16 protein-coding genes are annotated in these 21187 nt (G+C 40.5%); 9 read left to right on the forward strand and 7 right to left on the reverse strand.

Going from position 1 to position 21187, the window contains the following annotated elements:
* Complete coding sequence (gene nuoN / locus PR725_RS04925; RefSeq protein WP_117162385.1) at positions 1-1482, forward strand: NADH-quinone oxidoreductase subunit NuoN; 1482 nt, start codon at positions 1-3, stop codon at positions 1480-1482.
* A gap of 56 nt (positions 1483-1538) precedes the next feature.
* Here the strand turns inward: nuoN and PR725_RS04930 are convergent, their stop codons facing one another.
* Positions 1539-2522 (reverse strand): alpha-xenorhabdolysin family binary toxin subunit B, encoded by a 984-nt coding sequence (locus tag PR725_RS04930; protein WP_164528669.1) that lies wholly within the window; start codon positions 2520-2522, stop codon positions 1539-1541.
* Between the two features lie 11 nt (positions 2523-2533).
* A complete protein-coding gene (locus tag PR725_RS04935; protein WP_117162384.1) occupies positions 2534-3742 on the reverse strand; it encodes an alpha-xenorhabdolysin family binary toxin subunit A in 1209 nt (402 codons plus the stop codon).
* Positions 3743-4493: 751 nt separating this feature from the next.
* Between PR725_RS04935 and PR725_RS04940 the strand changes: the two genes are divergently transcribed.
* From PR725_RS04940 to menE, 6 genes are all read left to right on the forward strand, one after another.
* Positions 4494-5828, forward strand: coding sequence for an isochorismate synthase (locus tag PR725_RS04940; protein WP_196718731.1), 1335 nt, complete (start codon positions 4494-4496; stop codon positions 5826-5828).
* 117 nt (positions 5829-5945) lie between these two features.
* Positions 5946-7619: a 2-succinyl-5-enolpyruvyl-6-hydroxy-3-cyclohexene-1-carboxylic-acid synthase gene (gene menD / locus PR725_RS04945; protein WP_272567878.1), complete on the forward strand. Its 1674-nt coding sequence runs from the start codon at positions 5946-5948 to the stop codon at positions 7617-7619.
* A complete protein-coding gene (gene menH, locus PR725_RS04950) occupies positions 7619-8383 on the forward strand; it encodes a 2-succinyl-6-hydroxy-2,4-cyclohexadiene-1-carboxylate synthase (RefSeq protein ID WP_123382590.1) in 765 nt (254 codons plus the stop codon). Before menD ends, menH begins: the two co-directional genes overlap by 1 nt.
* 12 nt (positions 8384-8395) lie before the next feature.
* Positions 8396-9253 carry a 1,4-dihydroxy-2-naphthoyl-CoA synthase gene (gene menB / locus PR725_RS04955; RefSeq protein WP_004912212.1) on the forward strand — a complete coding sequence of 286 codons (858 nt, stop codon included), beginning with the start codon at positions 8396-8398 and terminating at the stop codon, positions 9251-9253.
* Entirely contained in the window at positions 9253-10224 is a 972-nt protein-coding gene (gene menC, locus PR725_RS04960; protein ID WP_004912210.1) for an o-succinylbenzoate synthase, read from the forward strand. Before menB ends, menC begins: the two co-directional genes overlap by 1 nt.
* Positions 10212-11621 carry an o-succinylbenzoate--CoA ligase gene (gene menE / locus PR725_RS04965; protein WP_196718733.1) on the forward strand — a complete coding sequence of 470 codons (1410 nt, stop codon included), beginning with the start codon at positions 10212-10214 and terminating at the stop codon, positions 11619-11621. The genes menC and menE overlap by 13 nt, the downstream gene beginning before the upstream one ends.
* 44 nt (positions 11622-11665) lie before the next feature.
* Here the strand turns inward: menE and PR725_RS04970 are convergent, their stop codons facing one another.
* Positions 11666-13105 carry a catalase gene (locus PR725_RS04970; RefSeq protein ID WP_162598830.1) on the reverse strand — a complete coding sequence of 480 codons (1440 nt, stop codon included), beginning with the start codon at positions 13103-13105 and terminating at the stop codon, positions 11666-11668.
* 335 nt (positions 13106-13440) lie between these two features.
* Between PR725_RS04970 and PR725_RS04975 the strand changes: the two genes are divergently transcribed.
* Complete coding sequence (locus PR725_RS04975; protein WP_004912202.1) at positions 13441-13983, forward strand: YfaZ family outer membrane protein; 543 nt, start codon at positions 13441-13443, stop codon at positions 13981-13983.
* Positions 13984-14097: 114 nt separating this feature from the next.
* On the opposite strand, the gene tyrP is transcribed toward PR725_RS04975, so the two are convergent.
* Entirely contained in the window at positions 14098-15306 is a 1209-nt protein-coding gene (tyrP, locus tag PR725_RS04980) for a tyrosine transporter TyrP (protein WP_004912200.1), read from the reverse strand.
* Positions 15307-15725: 419 nt separating this feature from the next.
* On the opposite strand from tyrP, the gene PR725_RS04985 reads away from it, so the two are divergent.
* Positions 15726-17066 carry an anaerobic C4-dicarboxylate transporter gene (locus PR725_RS04985; RefSeq protein ID WP_109911562.1) on the forward strand — a complete coding sequence of 447 codons (1341 nt, stop codon included), beginning with the start codon at positions 15726-15728 and terminating at the stop codon, positions 17064-17066.
* Positions 17067-17138: 72 nt separating this feature from the next.
* Here the strand turns inward: PR725_RS04985 and yfaE are convergent, their stop codons facing one another.
* From yfaE to nrdA, 3 genes are read right to left on the reverse strand one after another with little or no spacing between them, the layout of a single operon-like run.
* The gene (gene yfaE / locus PR725_RS04990) at positions 17139-17402 is read right to left on the reverse strand and encodes a class I ribonucleotide reductase maintenance protein YfaE (protein WP_109911563.1); all 264 of its coding nucleotides are present in this window, start codon (positions 17400-17402) and stop codon (positions 17139-17141) included.
* A 2-nt stretch (positions 17403-17404) separates the two neighbouring features.
* Entirely contained in the window at positions 17405-18541 is a 1137-nt protein-coding gene (gene nrdB / locus PR725_RS04995; RefSeq protein WP_004912195.1) for a class Ia ribonucleoside-diphosphate reductase subunit beta, read from the reverse strand.
* Positions 18542-18552: 11 nt separating this feature from the next.
* Positions 18553-20844, reverse strand: a complete 2292-nt coding sequence (gene nrdA, locus PR725_RS05000; RefSeq protein WP_004912194.1) for a class 1a ribonucleoside-diphosphate reductase subunit alpha — start codon at positions 20842-20844, stop codon at positions 18553-18555.
* Positions 20845-21187 lie beyond the last annotated feature (343 nt).

A 21187-nucleotide genomic window follows, 5' to 3' on the forward strand; every position in this document is an offset into this window, starting at 1 on the left:
ATGACAATAACTCCTCAAGAACTGATCGCAATACTACCACTGATGATCGTCGGGTTGACGGCGGTGGTTGTGATGCTGTCCATTGCGTGGCGACGCGATCACCTGACTAGTGCCGCGCTGACAGTATCAGGCTTTATTATTGCGTTGCTTTCACTCATTTGGGTAGCCGATGGCTACCTAATGGATGTGACTTCGCTTATTCGTGTTGATGGCTTTGCACTGTTCTATAGCGCATTAGTCCTGATTGCAGGTATTGGAACGTCTATCTTTGCTTACCACTGGTTAGAAGGTTTTGGTGATAATAGAGATGAGTTCCATTTACTTGTTGCTATCGCAGTAGCGGGCGGTGTGCTGTTATCTATGTCAAACCATATGGCATCAATGTTTATCGGTATTGAGCTGATTTCATTGCCTCTGTTTGGTCTAGTTGCCTATACCTTTGAGCGCAGTCGCACATTAGAAGCCGGGATCAAGTACATGCTGTTATCTGCAGCCGCGTCTTCATTCCTGTTATTCGGGATTGCGTTACTGTATGCAGAATCGGGTAGTTTAAGCTTTGCTGCTGTTGGTCAAAGCCTTTCCGATAGCCAAATTCACGCACCATTGGTGATGATTGGTTTCGGTATGCTGATTGTAGGTTTTGGCTTTAAACTGTCACTGTTTCCATTCCAACTGTGGACACCAGACGTTTACCAAGGTGCGCCAGCACCAGTGTCAGCCTTCTTAGCAACCGGTAGTAAAATCGCTATCTTCGCAGTATTAGTGCGTATTTTTCTGGAAGCACCAATCGCCAATAGCAATACGTTAGCGATTGTGATTTCTGTGATTGCTATTGCATCTATCCTGTTTGGTAACTTACTGGCTATCACACAAAAAAGTGCAAAACGCTTACTGGGTTACTCATCTATCTCACATATGGGTTATTTACTGGTCGCTCTTGTTGCGTTACGTATCGACCCTGTTGCGTTACGTATCGACCCTGTTGCGTCACAAGTCACTATCGCAATCTACTTAGTGGGTTACTTGTTTGCGAGTTTAGGGGCATTTGGTGTTGTGAGTATCGTTTCAAGCCCTTACCGTGGTGATGATCAGGATGACTTTAGTGCATTCCGCGGGCTATTTTGGCATAAGCCAATTCTTGCAACGGTAATGACGGTAATGATGCTTTCATTAGCTGGTATTCCAATTACATTAGGGTTTATTGGTAAATTCTATGTGATTGCATCCGCAGTGAATGCAGAGTTATGGTGGCTAACGGGTGCTGTAGTGGTAGGTAGTGCTATTGGTTTATATTACTACCTAAGCTTTATGGCTAGCCTATATAGTCGTGATGCAGAACATGCAGAACGTTATACAGGCCCTGAAAAAGCAACGTTAGGAACTGTTGTTGCTGTTATTTGCGCCATTGCTGTTATCGTCTTTGGTGTATGGCCACAACCACTTATTGATATGACATCAACAGCGCTTGCTGTGATTAACTAATAGGCCAAAATTTCCTATTGCTAATAAACCGGTTACTTCTAAGTAGCCGGTTTTTTTTAATCGGGTAACTGGCGTTGATATTGATATTCCATATCGTCTAAGAAAGACATGAGTACCTGACTTGCTAAGTTAATTTTTTGAATATTCAACATTTTTTCAGACGATTTTTCATTAATAAAATGACACCATTGCAACCAATAATCTTTAATTAAGCTTATCTGAGTAATAATTGACAATTTATGCGAATCTATAGTGGTTATTTGGTCAGCTAATAGCATGAGCTGAGAAAGCTTAAATATTGTTTTATCAATATGGTTAACTTCTTCTTTTAATTCTAAAATTTGATTACCTAAATCTAATCTGACCTCGACAAGTTGCGCAAATTCCAAACCATCATCAATGACTGATAATAAATTTTTAATAAAGGCAACGGCTGATTTTAATATTTGTTTTTTATTTGTTGGCATATCAATTGAGTCAATTAATTCGTCATTTAACAAATGTTTCTTTAAGAAATCGGTAATTTTAGATTTTAATATAATATCTTCTGCTGCGATGATAACGGAGTGCTGTTGATTGATTTCATCTATTTTTAGAGTTTTGCTATTTTTGGATGTGACTAGAAGTTCTTTCTGCTCAGTATATTGATGTAGTTTGTGCTGATTGCTTTCTTCTAAATGAATGAGTGATAAAGAATCAGTGGTATAACTGAATTTGGTAATTATTCTTTCTAATTCTAACTTGAAATCAATTAAATCTTCAATGAAGCTTTTAACTAAGATTTCATCAGGTATGTTGATATTTTCATTATTTAATTCGCTTTTTAAAATATAATTTAATTTTATTTTAAGTTTCGGTATTGAGTTTCTGATTATTTCATTGATATTAAAAGATTTACTGGCTATTTTTTGTATTTTTCCATGGATAATAAAATCATAATGTATTATGTTTTTATTAAATGCGGAAATTTCGTTTGACATATGCCTCAATTGATAAATATCAATAGGGGGGAGTATGGGTAAATCAAGCTTATCTTGCATATTAGTACCTTTTATTGAGGGGGAGTGTTATTTGGTTGAATTTCATCAAATAACTTTATTAAATGTGTCGAGTATTCTTGAATGGTATACCAAGATGTAATAGCACGTTTAAAATGAGTAATGAACTGAATAAGTTTTTCAGCGTTATTGATTTTTTTGAAAACCTCGATTGATTGAGTTATTTCGGTTAGGAGGACTAGCCACATATAATCTAAGTGGTCAACGGCTAACCGGGCATCTTTAAATAAACTATCAATTTTATGGAGATTGATTTGAATATCAAAAATAACTTTTTGGGCAAATTTTTCTTTGTTGATTTGGTCACTAATTGATTGTATTTCTGTTAATGTTTCATTCTTTTTTGCCCGAATTTTTTCAGCCTTTGAGCCAAAAATCCCTCCAGTGATAATGAGGCCGATGACACCACCAACTAAACCCGTAAAACTGAGTTTCACAAAGTGTGAATACTCGAGTTCTAATTGCTGGAGTTCTTGTTTTTTCATTTTAAGTGATTCTTGTAAATAGGAATCGGTTGTTTCATTATTAGTGGGATCAAGTTGTTTATATAACCCTTTAACATTGAATAGCAATGATTCAACATGTTGATAATTAGATAAATAACCTCCTGTAATATGTACGCGGAAATCAGAAATGATATTTTTAATATTACTTGTCTTAATAGATTGGTCTTTAATATCATCCCTAATTAATTGTAAGATATTAGTTAGCTCGGTAGCTATTTGCTGGTCATCATTTTGATAATATATTTCATCTAGTTCATGTTCACTAATATCATTCAAACTCTCAGACACTTTTTTCAAAATAGGCATATGGTTTATATATTCAATAATTTGCCCACCTGTTTGTATAATGTTTCGGCTAACTAGAGATAGATTGACAGATTGTTCTTTAACATGTTGTTCAACGTTATCCCAGCTATTGGCATGTTCACGAATATTGATAATGGTACCAATTAGTTCATTTGTATCGATTGGCAAGGTTGTTGATGAGGTAATACCAAACCATTTTAGAATATCATTTTTTTTCCAAGGCAAAGAAAGAGAAAAGTAAACGTGGCGATGTATGCTAATTAAATCATCTAATGTGAAAATACCGACTTCACGGGCTGAAAGTGTGTCTTGATTAGTTAATAAAGCTAAGGTTGTATGGCCTATATGTTCTTTTTCAATAATTCTATCGTAATTATCTTTTGTATTCATTTTAAATTCCACATTGATTAAGTTAAAGATTGAACGCTTATTTTTCTTAGTACTGTTGTATGGTTAAATTACCTATTTATTGCAAATAAAAATATAAAGTTCATATTTGTTAACCTACTAGAAATTGACTGAAAGTTTTATATTAAAAAATGAAAATCAGAGCTAAAAAATAGCATTTTGAATAATTTAATATGTGTTTTAAATATTATTCTCTATTATTTTTATTTGAAAATCATCTATAGTAGTGCTAAATAAAATAACTAATAAGAATATGATATTAATTAAAATATACGATAATTTTTTTGTTTTGAATTAAAAAGGCTTGCAATGGAACATGGGTTTAAAGCTGACATATCACTATGTTTCAAAATGAAATTTTCATTGGGTAAAAATGATGCAGTTTCGAGAAAGAAGCAAAGATTAAAGAGGATAAAATCACATTTTCTATTAATTAAATGAATGAAGTGCTATGTAATATACATAATAAGCTATACTATCAACAGCCTGAAGGTCACTATTAGTGAGTGATAACAGGTTTATTTTGACACAGCTGCTCTTGGCTATCGTCATTTGAGCCATAAAAAATAATTATAGCGAAGTACTAAAAGCAATCTCTTAATTGCAGGTAATCTACTTTTAGTGCTGAATGGGCGGTATAGCATTTACTGTTAGTCATCAATGTATTAAAAAATTGTATTGCGCTATATAATAACCGTAGTGAATTTGTGTGATGTAGCAGTGGGAATCTAAAGTGAACTATAAAAAAATTGATCAATTGATAACTGAAATTTTGGACCATTTGTCTACATTGACACTAAAAAATCAAGCGGTTACTCGTTTAGTTTGGCAATTAGATGCACAAACCTCCTTTCCTGGACTTTCATGGCTGTCGGCACAGCAAAGTTATCCTCAATTTTATTGGTATCAACGCACTGGTGCCGAGGAATGCAGTGCTCTTGGTATGGTGAAATCCTTTGATTCGATAGATACGGCACAAGTTTTTTTATCCCAGTATCCTGATATGCCAGAGATGCGCCTATGGGGGCTTAATGGCTGGAATGCGGTTGGAGCGGGCATTCCTGAAGAGATAAAACGCCAAGCAACTTTTTGTTTTTTGCCCCGCATTGAAATTCATCGATTACGTTCGACAATTAGTGTTAGCGTCAATATTGAGGGGGAAGAAGACCGCTTGAATGCTATTCATCTTTTACAGCAATTGAAGCCGGCTTCTCATGTGAGATTGGCATTGAATGCCAATATTACTGCACAAGAACATATTCCTACGCATGATGAATGGTGTCGTTTATTAAATTGCGCTATTGATGACATGAAGTCAGGGAAGATGGAAAAAGTGGTGATGGCAAGGGAAACAAAACTCACCTTGTCTAAACCCATTGCGGTTGCTGAGTTTTTAGCCCAAAGCCAGCAGGTGAATCATCATTGTTACCATTTTATGATGGCCTTCAACGCACAGTCAGGGTTCATCTCTTCGACTCCGGAACGTTTATATTTACGGCAAAATGAACAACTGAATTCTGAGGCCTTAGCGGGAACTGTCGCTAATGACCCTGATGACGCCGTCGCTGCGGAGTATGCTAAGTGGTTGATGGAAGATAAAAAGAACCAACACGAAAATTTAGTCGTTGTGGATGATATTTGCCAACAATTACAAGGTGCAGTGACGGGAGTTGACGTATCATCAGCAAAAGTGATCCGCTTGAGAAAAATCCAACACCTTTATCGCTCTATTGTTGCGACATTAATCAATCCTTCTGATAGCGATTGCTTACAACGTCTTCAACCTACCGCTGCCGTATGTGGTTTACCTCGCAAAGTTGCACGGCAATTTTTAGCAAGTAATGAACCCTTTTCTCGTGGCTGGTATGCAGGAACTGGCGGGTTTATTAGCTTAAATAAAAGTGAATTTGCGGTATCTCTACGTTGTGCACAAATAGAAGGTGCGCATGTCTCATTATATTCAGGTGCGGGCATTGTCAGTGGCTCAGACCCAGAGCAAGAGTGGATAGAAATTGAAAATAAAGCGGCGGGGCTTAAATCTTTGTTTGGAAATAACGAAAAACCATAAAGTTAAAATGGTTATTTTCTTTTATTTCAATTAGTTCACCAAAAATTGTTCTGAGATCAAGAAATTTATTTCAGCCAGTCTAAACTAGTTGATAACTAATAATTTGCTGAGCATATTATGTCGAATTCTGCTTTTAATCTCCGTTGGGCTGAAGTGATTATTGAAGCACTATCTCGCCACGGAATGAAACATATCTGTATTGCGCCAGGCTCTCGTTCGACGCCTTTGACTCTGGCTGCCATCAATAACGCCAAATTACATTGTCACCCCCATTTCGATGAGCGTGGTTTGGGTCATCTGGCACTTGGATTGGCAAAAGCCAGCAATGAGCCAGTAGGTGTCATTGTGACGTCAGGGACTGCGGTTGCAAACCTTTATCCATCATTGATAGAAGCTGGACTAACTGGAGAAAAAGTTATTTTTCTCACCGCAGATAGGCCCCCTGAATTGATTGATTGCGGTGCTAATCAGGCTATTCGGCAGACGCATATTTTTGCATCTCATCCTGCTCAATCATTAATGTTGCCAAGGCCGACACAAGATATTTCAGCTAAATGGTTGGTAACCGCTATTGATAATGGCATGAACCAGTTACGCCATGGTGCATTTCATATCAACTGCCCATTTGCTGAGCCACTATATGGTGATATGGATGGGGAACATGAATGGCAGAAAACCCTTGGGGAATGGTGGAATTCGAGCCACCCGTGGCTCACTGAACCGTTAACTCATTCTGTCGCTCTAGTGGCAGATTGGTATTTTTGGCGGCAAAAAAAAGGCGTTGTGCTTGCCGGTAGAATGAGTGCGAGTGAAGGGGAGCTCGTTGCTAAATGGGCTCAAGAACTCGGATGGCCAGTTATAGGTGATGTGTTATCTCAAACAGGCCAGCCATACCCTTGCGCAGATTTATGGCTTCAGCATCCCGATGCTCAACAGGTTTTAAAACATGCAGAATTAGTTGTCCAGTTTGGTTCAAGCTTAACAGGAAAACGGCTATTACAATGGCAAGCCAATTGTGAACCGCAAGAGTATTGGATTATCGACTCGATACCTCAACGGCTAGACCCAGCTAATCATAGGGGAAGAAAGTTAACCTGTTCAATTAAAGGTTGGCTGGACAACCATCCTGCACAGCCGAGAAGTTTGTGGTGTGAATCTCTGCAGACGTTAGCGCAAAAAGCCCAACACCATGTACACCAACAGTTACATGACCAGTTTTCCGAAGCGGCGGTTGCATTTCAATTGCCAGAACTACTCTCACCACGAGGTCAACTATTTGTTGGAAATAGCTTAATTGTTCGTTTGGTGGATGCACTCGCACAACTTCCATTAGGCTATCCGGTATATAGCAACCGCGGCGCAAGTGGTATTGATGGTCTGATTTCTACCATGGCGGGAGTGCAACGAGCAACAGCTCGTCCAACATTAGCTATTGTTGGGGATATTTCTGCCTTATACGATTTGAATAGTTTGGCGCTGTTGCGAGAACCTTCAGCACCGACAGTCCTAATCATCGTGAATAACAATGGCGGGCAAATTTTCTCTATGCTCCCCACACCAGACGAAGCAAGGCAAAATTATTACTGTATGCCGCAAAATGTCAGTTTCGAGCCTGCTGCGAAAATGTTTGGCTTACAATATTGTGCGCCGACAGATTGGGGAACACTAAAAAATACTGTTCAACAATTTTGGCATAGTCAGCAAGGAACATTGTTGGTGGAATTACAGGTGGCAAGCGATGAAGGCGCGCGTACTTTAAAACAGCTGCTTAATGAAGTTGTGGAATTGTAATGTTATCCGCTCATCGACATCATTCTACCTCATCGGCTCCTTGGATCATTTGGTTGCATGGTTTGTTAGGCAGTGCGGATGACTGGTCACCCGTGATTGATCAAACACGGACTTTTCCATCATTAGCTGTGGATTTGCCAGGTCATGGCGGTTCTCATTCAGAGCCATGCCAGAGTTTTTCACATTTTGATCAACAACTCAGCGAGCTTTTACAGTATCATCAAATTAATGAATACTACTTGGTTGGCTATTCACTCGGTGCTCGGCTCGCAATGCATTTTGCCTGTCACTATCAGCCTAACGGGCTATTAGGTTTAGTAATTGAAGGCGGGAATGTGGGGTTAGCCAATGAACAAGAACGTGTTGCTCGAGCTGCTAATGATGAGGCATGGGCGCAACGTTTTCGTTCAGAACCCATTGAAAAAGTGTTAGATGACTGGTATCAACAAACTGTATTTGCTGATTTGTCGGCCACTCAGCGCCAACAGTTAATTCAGTTACGTGGACAAAATAACCCGCACAGCATTGCTGCTATGCTAGAAAACACATCATTAGCAAAGCAACCTTTTTTGGCGGACAAATTGCATCAATTAATCTGCCCTTATCGTTATTTTTGTGGCGAAAAGGATCAAAAGTTTCGAAGCGTTTCGCAACAATATGTTTTGCCGTTAACGCTGATTGAAAATGCAGGGCATAATGCACATCGGGAAAACCCCATGGGCTTTGCAACTGCACTACACCATTTTTTATCACACTGTGGTTAAAGGAATCTGATAATGATTTATCCAAGCGAAGAAAAATTATACGCACCAATTGAATGGCAAGATTGCTCTACAGGGTTTGAAGATATTCGCTATCATAAATCTCCTGAAGGAATTGCTAAAATTACGATTAACCGTCCAGAAGTGCGTAATGCTTTTCGTCCACAAACCGTGAAAGAAATGATCCAAGCACTGTCAGATGCACGTTATGATGACCACATTGGTACTATCATTCTAACGGGTGAGGGCGAAAAAGCTTTCTGTGCAGGCGGCGACCAAAAAATCCGTGGTGACTACGGCGGGTACCGTGATGAAAGCGGTACGCATCACCTTAACGTATTAGATTTTCAACGCCAAATTCGGACTTGCCCAAAACCTGTGGTTGCGATGGTCGCAGGTTTCTCAATTGGTGGTGGCCATGTGTTACATATGATGTGTGACCTGACTATTGCTGCGGATAACGCAATATTTGGTCAAACTGGGCCAAAAGTCGGTTCATTTGATGGCGGCTGGGGCGCATCCTATATGGCGCGTATTGTTGGACAGAAAAAGGCGCGTGAAATCTGGTTTTTATGCCGCCAATACAATGCACAAGAAGCATTAGATATGGGCTTGGTTAACACAGTTGTCCCATACGCAGATCTTGAAAAAGAAACCGTGCGTTGGTGCCGTGAAATGCTAGAAAATAGCCCAATGGCATTACGTTGCTTAAAAGCGGCATTAAATGCGGATTGTGATGGTCAGGCTGGCCTGCAAGAATTAGCCGGTAATGCCACTATGCTGTTCTATATGACAGATGAAGGGCAAGAAGGTCGTAATGCCTTTAATGAAAAACGTGCTCCAGACTTCTCTAAATATAAGCGTAATCCATAATGCGTAAAGCCCGTATTTATTCGTTCAGCCTGCCAATGGAGGCAGGCGTTATCCTTCGTTATCAGCGACTAAAAACTCGTGATGGGCTTTTAGTGTGTTTACAAGATGGGGATAATGAAGGTTGGGGAGAAATTTCGCCTCTACCTGAATTCAGTCGTGAAACATTAGAAGAAGCAACCGCCGAAACTATTAAGCGAATGAATGAATGGGTGAAAGAAGGCAAAATTTCTAATAGTCTACTACCCTCTGTTGCTTTTGGTTGTAGCTGTGCTCTAGCGGAGTTAACAGGGGAGCTACCGAAAGAGGCTGATTATCGCAAAGCACCACTGTGCAGTGGTGACCCTGATGACCTCATTTTGAGCCTTGATGCAATGGAAGGCGAAAAGGTTGCAAAGGTAAAAGTTGGGCTCTATGAAGCTGTGCGTGATGGCATGGTGGTTAACTTATTACTAGAGGCCGTTCCAGAACTGAAACTGCGCTTGGATGCGAATCGCAGTTGGACTCGAACAAAAGCTGACGGTTTTGCTAAATATGTTAACCCAGATTACCGTGACCGTATCGCATTCTTAGAAGAGCCGTGCAAAACCCGTGAAGAGTCACTGCAATTTGCAGCGGATACCGGCATTAGTATCGCTTGGGATGAAAGTGTACGAGAAGAAGGCTTTATGGTTGAGGCGCAGGAAGGCGTTTCTGCGATTGTAATTAAACCAACACTGACAGGCAGCTTATCTTATTGCCGCTACTTAGTAGAAGAAGCGCATCGCTTAGGATTACAAGCCGTGATCAGTTCATCCATTGAAAGTAGCTTTGGTTTAACGCAACTTGCTCGTGTAGCACATTGGCTAACGCCAAATACCATTCCAGGCTTAGATACGGTATCACTTATTCAATCTCAATTGATACGGCCTTGGCCTCAATGTGATATTCCGCTCCAGCAGTTAGATGATTTAACGCTTGTATGGCAGAACTAGATAACTTTAAAGATTGGCCTTGGCAACACTGGGCCAATCTTCGTCCCAATGCGATCGCCCTTGTAACTGAGTCCCAAAGTATGACTTGGGAAAGCGTAAGCCAACAAGTTACTGACCTTAAAACTTACTTTTTAATGCAAGGTGTAACACAAGGGCAGTGTATCGTTTTGCGTGGGAAAAATTCAGTTGAATTATTATTGAGTCAACTGGCACTTATTGCGTGTGGCGCTCGTGTCTTACCGTTAAATCCCCGCCTCCCAGAACGGTTATTAGCAGAATTACTGCCTCATCTTAATGTTAGCGCAGCCATTGATTTTACTGATGAATCAAATTTATTAGCTAATTATCGCCATTTAGATTATCAACTCTATTATCATTTTATTGGTGATGAAAAGGTTGCTCCGGTTGTTTTTCAAGAGGCTATTCAGCAGCCTGCTACTCTGATTTTAACATCGGGGTCGACAGGTCTACCTAAAGCCGCCGTTCACAGTGTTGCAGCTCACCTCAATAGCGCTGCCGGTGTTGTTAATATGATGAATTACCAGCAAGATGATTGTTGGTTACTCTCGCTGCCGTTATTCCATGTATCTGGTCAGGGTATTGTTTGGCGTTGGCTTTTGCAAGGCGGCGCACTTGCGGTAAAAAATATCCCTTTAGCCCAGGCATTACATGGGGTGACTCATGCCTCTTTGGTGCCGACCCAGCTATGGCGTTTATTGAATGATAACTCAATGGCGAATATCGCGTTGAAAGCTGTTTTATTGGGCGGAGCCAGTATCCCTTCAACACTCACGGACTTGGCACAACAACATGGAATTGCGTGTTGGAGTGGCTATGGGATGACAGAAATGGCTTCTACAGTTTGTGCTAAACGGGCAGATGGCAAGAAAGGCGTTGGTTTACCCTTAAAAGGTAAGCAAATTCGTCTTGTGGGTGGTGAAATTCAAATCCAATCAGACAGCCAAGCGCTTGGTTATTGGTTTGATGGGCAAATTCACCCTTTAAATTGCCTAGATAACTGGTTTAAAACCAACGATAAAGGAGCATTTATTGATGGCGAGTATCAGATCCTTGGTCGTTTAGATAATTTATTTATCAGTGGTGGGGAATGTGTTCAACCAGAAGATATCGAGTCAGTCATCAATTCATACCCTGATATCAGCCAAAGTTTTATTATCCCCATTGATGATGTGCAATTTGGGCAACGCCCTGTCGCGGTTATTGAAGCAAATGAGTCCGTAGGTTTACATCAGCTGGCGGATTGGCTAAAAGATAAACTCGCACCATACCAATATCCTATGGCCTTTTATTATTTAGACCCTGAATTGAAAGCTGGGGGAATAAAAGTGTCGAGACAACAAGTGAAAAAGTGGTTGTTAGCTAGAATGCAGGAATAGGGTGAAATAGTGGTGGGGTTATCCCCACCACTTAATAAATTACACTATTTTAGTGCTTTTAATGCTTTTTCAACACCAGCGCCGTATTCTGGGTGAACTTGTTTAAATAACTCGATTTGGCGCACTTGAGTGGCTTCTGTCGCGTCAATCAGTTCGCCCGCAATACGTTTAAACATACGTTGGTGCTCGGCATCATCTAATAACTCATATAATGCACGTGGTTGGCTGAAGTAATCTTGGTCTTCGCGGTGATCCCAATGGTCAGCGGCACCTTCAATAGATAATGGCGGTTCGCTAAAGTCAGGTTGCTCTTGGAATAAGCCGGCTTCATTTGGCTCATAGGTCACATGGTTGCCGCTATTACCGTCAACGCGCATTGCGCCATCACGGTGGTAATTATGGAATGGGCAACGTGGGGCATTCACTGGGATTTGGTGGTGGTTAACCCCAAGGCGATAACGATGGGCATCTCCATAGGAGAATAAACGGCCTTGTAACATTCTATCTGGTGAGAAGCCAATACCCGGAACCACGTTAGCAGGGCTAAACGCCGCTTGTTCTACATCAGCAAAATAGTTGTCTGGGTTACGATTAAGTTCAAAATAACCGACATCAATTAATGGATAATCTTTGTGCGGCCAAACTTTGGTTAAGTCAAATGGGTTATAAGGAACTTGAGAGGCCTCTTTCTCTGGCATAATTTGCACTTGCAAATTCCAGCGTGGGAAATCCCCTTTCTCAATGGATTCAAACAGATCGCGTTGTGAACTTTCTCTATCTTTACCGACTAATTGCTCTGCTTGTTCATCAGACAGATTCTGAATACCTTGTTGGCAACGGAAATGGAATTTAACCCAGAAGCGTTCATTATTACTGTTGATGAAACTATAAGTGTGGCTACCAAACCCGTGCATATGACGGTAACTTTGTGGTATACCACGGTCACTAGCATCAATGGTTAACTGGTGTAAAGATTCTGGTAACTGAGAGAAAAAGGCCCATTTATGTTCCATTGTACGCAGGTTAGAGCGAGGGTCGCGCTTAACTACGTGGTTTAAATCAGGGAATTTTAATGGGTCGCGGAAATAGAACACAGGGGTGTTGTTACCCACCATATCCCAGTTGCCTTCTTCAGTATAAAATTTTAATGCGAAACCACGAATATCACGTTCTGCGTCGGCAGCCCCGCGCTCACCTGCAACGGTAGAGAAGCGAGCAAACATTTCAGTTTTTTTCCCTATTTCAGAGAAAATTTTTGCGCGAGTATAGCGGCTAATATCATGAGTTACAGTAAACGTACCGAAAGCGCCAGAACCTTTTGCGTGCATGCGTCTTTCAGGGATCACTTCACGGTCAAAATGGGCAAGTTTCTCTAAAAACCAAACATCCTGTAATAACATTGGGCCACGTTTACCTGCTGTCATCACATTATTATTATTGGCGACCGGGGCGCCTGAGGCGGTAGTAAGGCCTTTCTTTTTCATCACAATGCTCCTTTGTTTGGATTAATGGACTACACAAACCTAACTAATAAGTTAATATTTTGTAAAAAATAAAAAACAGGACTACAATAAACTTGTAATTCAGTATAGTTATTATGGAATTGATTATCTAATTAATATAACCAATTACTGTGATTACCCGTGAAAAAAACGGTATTCATCGCACTTTTTCGCACTAAAATTTTTGATTTGTGAAATTTTGTAATGAATAAAGTCGGCTTTTATAAAGGCTATAGCGTAAATCTAGGTAAGAATGGCTGAAAATAGGGTGAAATTCGCGTAGTATCCATAGGTAATAATATCAAGAGGATAAAATAATGCGCAAACTATTATTATTAGCAGCAGCGATGTCACCATTGTTCGTAGGTACTGCCCATGCAGTTTCAGTCAGTGCACAAGCGGGTGAACATTTTACTGAGCTGTCTGCAGGGTTAGGTAACCAAAATGCAGGGTTAGCATTTAATGGTTCTTGGGCTCGTAGTGACCATGATGGGCAAACGGGTAGTATTGGTGCCACATTTGGTTTACCTGTTGGGCCTTTCTCTGCATTTGTCGGGGGTAAAGGGTTATATTTATCACCGGATCACAATAGTAGTGGTGCTGCATTAGCGGTTGGTGGTGGGTTAAATTGGCAGGCTATGCCTTCATTAAATATTTATGGTGAAGCCTATGGTGCTCCTGAGTCATTGACCTCAGGTAGCAAGTCTTATGTCGAAGCGAAAGCGGGTGCACGTTATACCGTATTTAAACCTTTATCTATTGATGCAGGTTATCGCTTGATTGAAATGAAAGGGACTCATGGCAATAGTAGCGATAAAGTTGCCGATGGCTGGTATGTAGGGGCTGGCCTTTCATTCTAAGATTGTTAAATTTATCATTTATTAGATTTAACCGTTTGAATCTCGAAAAAACCGCCAAATACTACGTTTGGCGGTTTTTTTATATCTTTAGAATATTATTAATAAGCGAATAGTTTAGCCAACGTTTGGTAAAAATCCGGCAACAATCGAAAATTGGATAGCGATTACTGCCACACCACATGCCAACACTAAGGCTAAAATAGGTGTACCGCCTTTAACTTGATACCCACCTTGAGTTTCTAATTTACGTACACGTAGGGTTAACAGTGCAGGAATAATCAGTGCTAAGACTGAGAGCGCGACAGCGGCATAAGTTAATGCTTGTACGAAACTACTAAAGAATAGGGCGGCCAATAATGGCGGAACAAAGGTAAGCAAGCCTGTTTGTGCACGACCGATAAAATGGTTGCTACGCTTGAACAAATCTGCGAGGTAATCAAATAAGCCCAATGCAACACCTAAGAAAGACGTGGCTAACGCTAAATCCATAAATAGGCTGACGGCAATATTGACTCGAGGTGTAGCAACAACATCGCGAATTGCGGTGAGTAACCCATTAAGGCCAGACTCCTGCGCTAGGATCCCGATAAAGGTGTGTGATGGAATAGAACCTAACGTAGCGATTTGCCATAGAATATAAGCTACTAAAGGAATTGCGCTTCCGGTAATGAAAATCATACGTAATTTACGTACATCTCCATTCATATAGTTAACTAAACTCGGTACGCTACCATGGAAACCAAAAGAGGTAAAAATAACGGGCACTGCGGCCAAAACAAGGCCTTTTTCAATCGGCATAGTGCTTAAGTTTACCGCTTCAGCATGTGGCATCATCACAACGAGCATGATGACCAAAAAAATCGTTTTTGCTGTAAATAAAATACGGTTAATAAAATCGACTGAATGTGTGCCAATGCACACGACTGCACCACCAATAATAGTAAATGCGATAATGGCAGTGTTGGTTGAAATGTTAATTCCCCACCAAGAAGACAGGCTATCTGAAATTAATACGCCTGCACCACCTATGTAAGCGGTTGTTAATGCGTACATTAATAGCAGCATACTGAGCCCAGTCACTATTTGGCCAACAGGACCCAGATATTTTTTAGCGACGGAGCCTAGGCCCATATTTGCAGGGTTATGCTGATACACTTCGACTAATAGTAATGAGGTATAACTCATTAACATCCATAATCCAACAAGCAAGCAAACGATGCCTGTGAAACCGACTCCTGCAGCGGCAAGTGGCATTGCCAACATCCCTGCACCTATTGTTGTCCCTGCAACGATTAACACACTGCCAAGCGTACGATTCTTCACAAGTTCCTCTGATTGAATTTCAATAATTAACAAGTGATGCAGATTATGCGATCGAAAGTTCGCTGTCAAATGTAAATTACAGCTGGTGTAATTATAAGTTTACACTGATAATCAAGTAGATAGCGAAACTAAAGACAATAATCAGGGTTAATTAAGTGAAGAAAAAATGATGATTTATAGTGACTAAAGGTAAATTTAAATGGGGTGATTTGTTAAAAAAGGTGTGGTAATTAGTTGATTTTTATTAAAATGGCAGCTAACTGTACAGTATGTCAGTTACTTAATGTAAATTATGTGATGAGGTCAAAATAAAAGCATAAAAAATAAAACTAAATTGATTTTGAAGTTATCATAAATCAAATTAATGCTTGAAAATCATCCCGATAATATATGCAAACATATATATAAAGGATGGAACTATGGACTTTATGATTCAACTCGCCATTATCCTTGTTTGCTTATTCTATGGAGCAAAAAAAGGGGGAATGGCACTCGGGCTATTAGGTGGTGTTGGCCTAGTTATCTTAGTTTTTGGTTTTGGTTTACCGCCTGGAAAACCGCCTGTTGATGTTATGCTTGTTATCATTGCTGTTGTTGCCGCATCAGCGACGTTACAAGCATCAGGCGGTTTAGATGTCATGCTGCAAATTGCAGAACGACTACTGCGGAAAAACCCTAAGTACATTTCTATTGTGGCACCTTTTGTGACATGTATCTTAACCATTTTGTGTGGTACAGGGCATGTGGTATATACGATTTTACCTATCATCTACGATGCGGCGATTAAAAATAATATCCGTCCAGAAAGACCGATGGCCGCGAGTAGTATTGGCGCGCAAATGGGGATTATCGCCAGTCCGGTTTCAGTCGCGGTTGTTTCACTAGTAGCAATGCTAAATGGTGTGACAATCAATGGTAAGTCACTCGAATTTTTGGATTTATTAGCAATTACTATCCCATCAACGTTAATTGGTATTTTAGCTATTGGTATTTTCAGTTGGTTTAGAGGTAAAGATCTCGATAAAGACCCTGTATTCCAAGAGTTTATCTCAGTCCCTGAAAACCATGATTATGTTTATGGTGACAGTGTGACACTGCTAAATACAAAGTTACCGAAAATTAACTGGGTCGCGATGTGGATTTTTTTAGCCTCTATCGCAGTTGTTGCACTACTTGGCGCATTCTCTGAACTAAGGCCGTTAGTTAATGGTAAGCCGTTATCTATGGTTTTAGTCATCCAGATGTTTATGTTATTAGCGGGTGCGCTAATTATCATTATCTGTAAGACCAATCCTGGGCAAATTTCAAAGAATGAAGTATTCCGTTCAGGGATGATTGCTATCGTGGCGGTGTATGGTATCGCTTGGATGGCGGAAACCATGTTCGGCGCACACATGGATGAAATTAAAGGAACGTTAGGTTCTTTAGTGAAAGATTTCCCTTGGGCTTATGCTGTCATCTTGTTATTAGTTTCTAAGTTTGTTAACTCTCAAGCCGCTGCACTAGCCGCTGTTGTGCCAATTGCATTAGGTATTGGTGTTGACCCTGCCTATATTATCGCTTCTGCGCCTGCGTGTTATGGTTACTACATTTTACCGACTTATCCAAGTGATCTTGCGGCAATTCAATTTGACCGTTCTGGAACAACGCGTATTGGTAAATTTGTTATCAACCACAGTTTCATTCTTCCGGGGTTAATTGGGGTGGGCGTGTCTTGTGTGTTTGGCTGGGTATTTGCAGGTTTATATGGTTATTTATAATCAATAAAGTAAGTGAATAAAAAGTGATTGCACAGGTAACGGATAAACCGCTGTGCAATCACCTATTTTAGATTAACCGATTTCAATATCCGATAGCGGATGGCAGCAGCAGGGAAGGATCTCTCCATCTTGTACAAATGCGATGGGTTTTTGTTTATAACCCACTTTACCATGCAATAATGTCACTCGGCACGAACCGCAGTAACCTTCACGACATTGATATTCTACAGGAATACGGCTGTCTTCTAAGGCTTCCAGCAAACAGGAGTGAACTTCGGTATGGTAGGGGACTTGAACACCCTGCGTTAACCGCAGGGTGATTTTATGGCTTGCCATACTTACAGTTCGAAGTCGCTCAAATCGTCGGTATCGACTTGAGAGTCAATTTGGCCGACTAAATAAGAACTCACTTCAACCTCTTGAGGCGCAACTTGTACGTTATCAGACACCAACCATGCGTTGATCCATGGAATTGGGTTTGAACGTGCTTCAAATGGCAATTTCAGGCCAACAGCTTGCATGCGAATGTTAGTAATATATTCAACATATTGGCATAAAATATCTTTATTTAAACCAATCATAGAGCCTTCGCTGAATAAATAGTCAGCCCACTCTTTTTCTTGCTCTGCTGCTTGAACGAACAGGTCATAACACTCTTGTTCGCACTCTGCCGCGATTTCGGCCATTTCTGGGTCATCTTGCCCTGAGCGCAACAGGTTCAACATGTGTTGTGTTCCAGTTAAGTGCAGCGCTTCATCACGTGCGATTAGCTTGATGATTTTAGCATTTCCTTCCATCAGTTCGCGTTCAGCAAACGCAAATGAACAGGCAAAGCTAACATAGAAACGGATGGCTTCGAGCGCATTGACGCTCATTAGGCACAGATACAGCTGTTTCTTCAATTGACGTAGAGAAACAGTGACTTGTTTGCCGTTACAAGTATGCGTGCCTTCACCAAACATATGATAGTAATTGGTCATTTCGATCAGGTCATCGTAAAAACCAGAAATATCTTTAGCACGTTTTAAAATTTCTTCATTTTCAACGATATCGTCAAAAATAATGGCTGGGTCATTCACAATATTACGAATAATGTGTGTATATGAACGTGAGTGGATAGTTTCAGAAAACGCCCACGTTTCAACCCAAGTTTCCAGTTCAGGAATCGAAATCAGCGGCAATAATGCCACATTAGGGCTGCGGCCCTGAATAGAGTCCAGCAGCGTTTGGTATTTCAGATTACTGATAAAAATATGTTTTTCGTGATCTGGCAACGCGTTATAGTCAATACGGTCGCGAGATACGTCAACTTCTTCAGGGCGCCAGAAAAACGACAATTGTTTTTCAATCAGCTTTTCAAAAATAGGGTACTTTTGCTGATCATAGCGTGCCACGTTAACTGGTTGGCCGAAAAACATCGGCTCCAGCATTTGGTCATTTTTTTTCTGTGAAAATGTTGTATATGTATGTGACATAACAATTCCTATTAAATTTTACACGCGCCGCCTTCGCAATCGGAATCCGCTGACTCAACAACTTCTTCCAGATCGCCCTGAACATCTTCCGCCCCATCGCGGGTGTTGTGGTAGTAAAGTGTTTTCACACCAAACTTATAGGCGAGCAATAAATCTTTTAGCAATTGGTTCATTGGTACTTTGCCGCTCTCAAAACGAGTCGGGTCATAGTTTGTGTTAGCAGAAATCGACTGGTCGATAAATTTCTGCATGATACCAACGAGTTGTAAATAGCCACTGTTTGAAGGCATTTGCCATAGTAGCTCGTATGCGCCTTTCAGATTTTCGTAATCTGGCACTACTTGACGCAAAATACCATCTTTAGAGGCTTTAATACTGATATAACCACGTGGTGGTTCAATACCATTGGTTGCGTTAGAAATCTGTGATGATGTCTCTGAAGGCATCAATGCAGACAGAGTCGAGTTACGCAGACCATGTTGTTTAATATCTTGGCGTAAAGCTTCCCAATCGTAATGCAATGGTTCATTAGTTAACTTATCGAGCTCTTTTTTATAGGTATCGATAGGTAAAACGCCTTGTGCATAAGTTGTTTCATTGAACCATGGGCAAGCACCTTGCTCTTTTGCTAACTCATTCGAGGCTTTTAATAGATAATACTGAATGGCTTCGAATGTTTTGTGCGTTAAGTTGTTCGCACTACCGTCAGAATAACGAACACCGTGCTTCGCGAGATAATAAGCGTAGTTAATCACCCCAATACCGAGTGTACGACGCCCCATTGAGCCTTGCTTCGCCGCAATGATTGGGTAATCTTGGTAGTCAAGCAGTGCATCAAGAGCACGAACAGCTAATATTGCCAGCTCTTCTAATTCATCTAGGCTATCAATCGCCCCTAAGTTAAATGCCGATAATGTACACAGCGCAATTTCACCGTTCTCGTCATTAATGTTATTTAATGGCTTAGTTGGCAGTGCAATTTCTAAACATAAGTTTGACTGACGAACAGGGGCAACCTGTGGGTCAAATGGGCTATGTGTATTACAGTGGTCAACGTTTTGAATATAGATTCGGCCAGTAGACGCACGTTCTTGCATCATTAATGAAAATAGCTCAACCGCTTTAACACTGGATTTGCGAATATTTTCATCTTGTTCGTATTTCACATATAAACGTTCAAATTCGTCTTGATCAGCGAAAAATGCATCATAAAGACCTGGAACGTCTGATGGACTGAATAATGTAATATCTTGGTTTTTAATCAAACGCTCATACATTAACTTGTTGAGTTGCACACCGTAATCCATATGGCGAACACGGTTACCTTCAACCCCACGATTATTTTTCAGTACCAATAAACTTTCAACTTCAAGGTGCCAAATAGGGTAGAACAAGGTTGCAGCACCACCACGAACGCCACCTTGCGAACAAGATTTCACCGCAGTTTGGAAGTGTTTATAGAACGGAATACAACCAGTGTGGAACGCTTCACCACCACGAATTGGGCTGCCTAATGCACGAATGCGGCCTGCATTTACCCCAATACCTGCACGCTGTGAGACATATTTCACAATTGCGCTTGAAGTGGCATTGATGGAATCTAAGCTGTCACCACACTCAATCAGTACACAAGAGCTGAATTGACGTGTAGGAGTACGTACCCCCGCCATAATTGGCGTAGGTAATGAAATTTTGAATGTTGAAACGGCGTCATAGAAACGGCGAATATAATCGAGACGCGTCTCTTTTGGGTAATGTGAAAACAGGCAAGCAGCAACTAAAATGTATAAAAACTGTGCGCTTTCATAAATTTCACCGGTAACACGGTTTTGAACTAAATATTTTCCTTCAAGCTGTTTTACCGCAGCATAGGAAAAATTCATATCACGCCAATGGTCTATAAAGCTATCCATTTGCTCGAACTCTGCTTCAGAGTAGTCTTCCAGCAAATGCTTGTCATATTTCCCCATTTCGACGAGGTGTTTAACATGCTTATATAATGCAGGCGGTTCAAACTGGCCATAGGCTTTCTTGCGTAAGTTAAAAATAGCAAGACGTGCAGCTAAGTATTGGTAATCAGGTGTATCACCCGTAATTAAATCTGCTGCTGCTTTGATCATCGTTTCGTGAATGTCAGAAGTTCTGATCCCATCATAAAACTGAATCTGTGAACGTAACTCCACTTGAGAAACGGATACGTTACTTAGGCCTTCCGCGGCCCAGGTTATTACCTTGTGGATTTTGTCGAGATCAATGCGTTCTTTATGTCCATCACGCTTTGTGACTAACAGACTCTGGTTCATGAGCAAGTACACCTTGGTTGAACTACAAATGGGTTAAAAAAACATAAAAAAGCTCATGGTGTAATGCCATGAGGCTAGTAGTGTTATGTTTGCTTGTACCACTATATGTAGTAGTTTGTTTAGAATACCATAACAAGATAATGTTAATATGTGATTTTATCAAGTGAACAAATTAGAGGGATCTTGTGGATAACTGGTTGGATAAGAAAACAGATCATGTCGGTAAGCTGCATGGTAAAAGGCATTAATAAAAAAAATGCTTCCGACATGAGGACTAAAATAAATTTTGTAAACTGCGATCGTTTGCTGCTTTCTTAAACGTACTGCTTGTGATTTATTCTTT

Origin of the sequence: Providencia sp. PROV255, assembly GCF_028478065.1 — a bacterium.
Classification (GTDB): Bacteria; Pseudomonadota; Gammaproteobacteria; order Enterobacterales; family Enterobacteriaceae; genus Providencia; species Providencia rettgeri.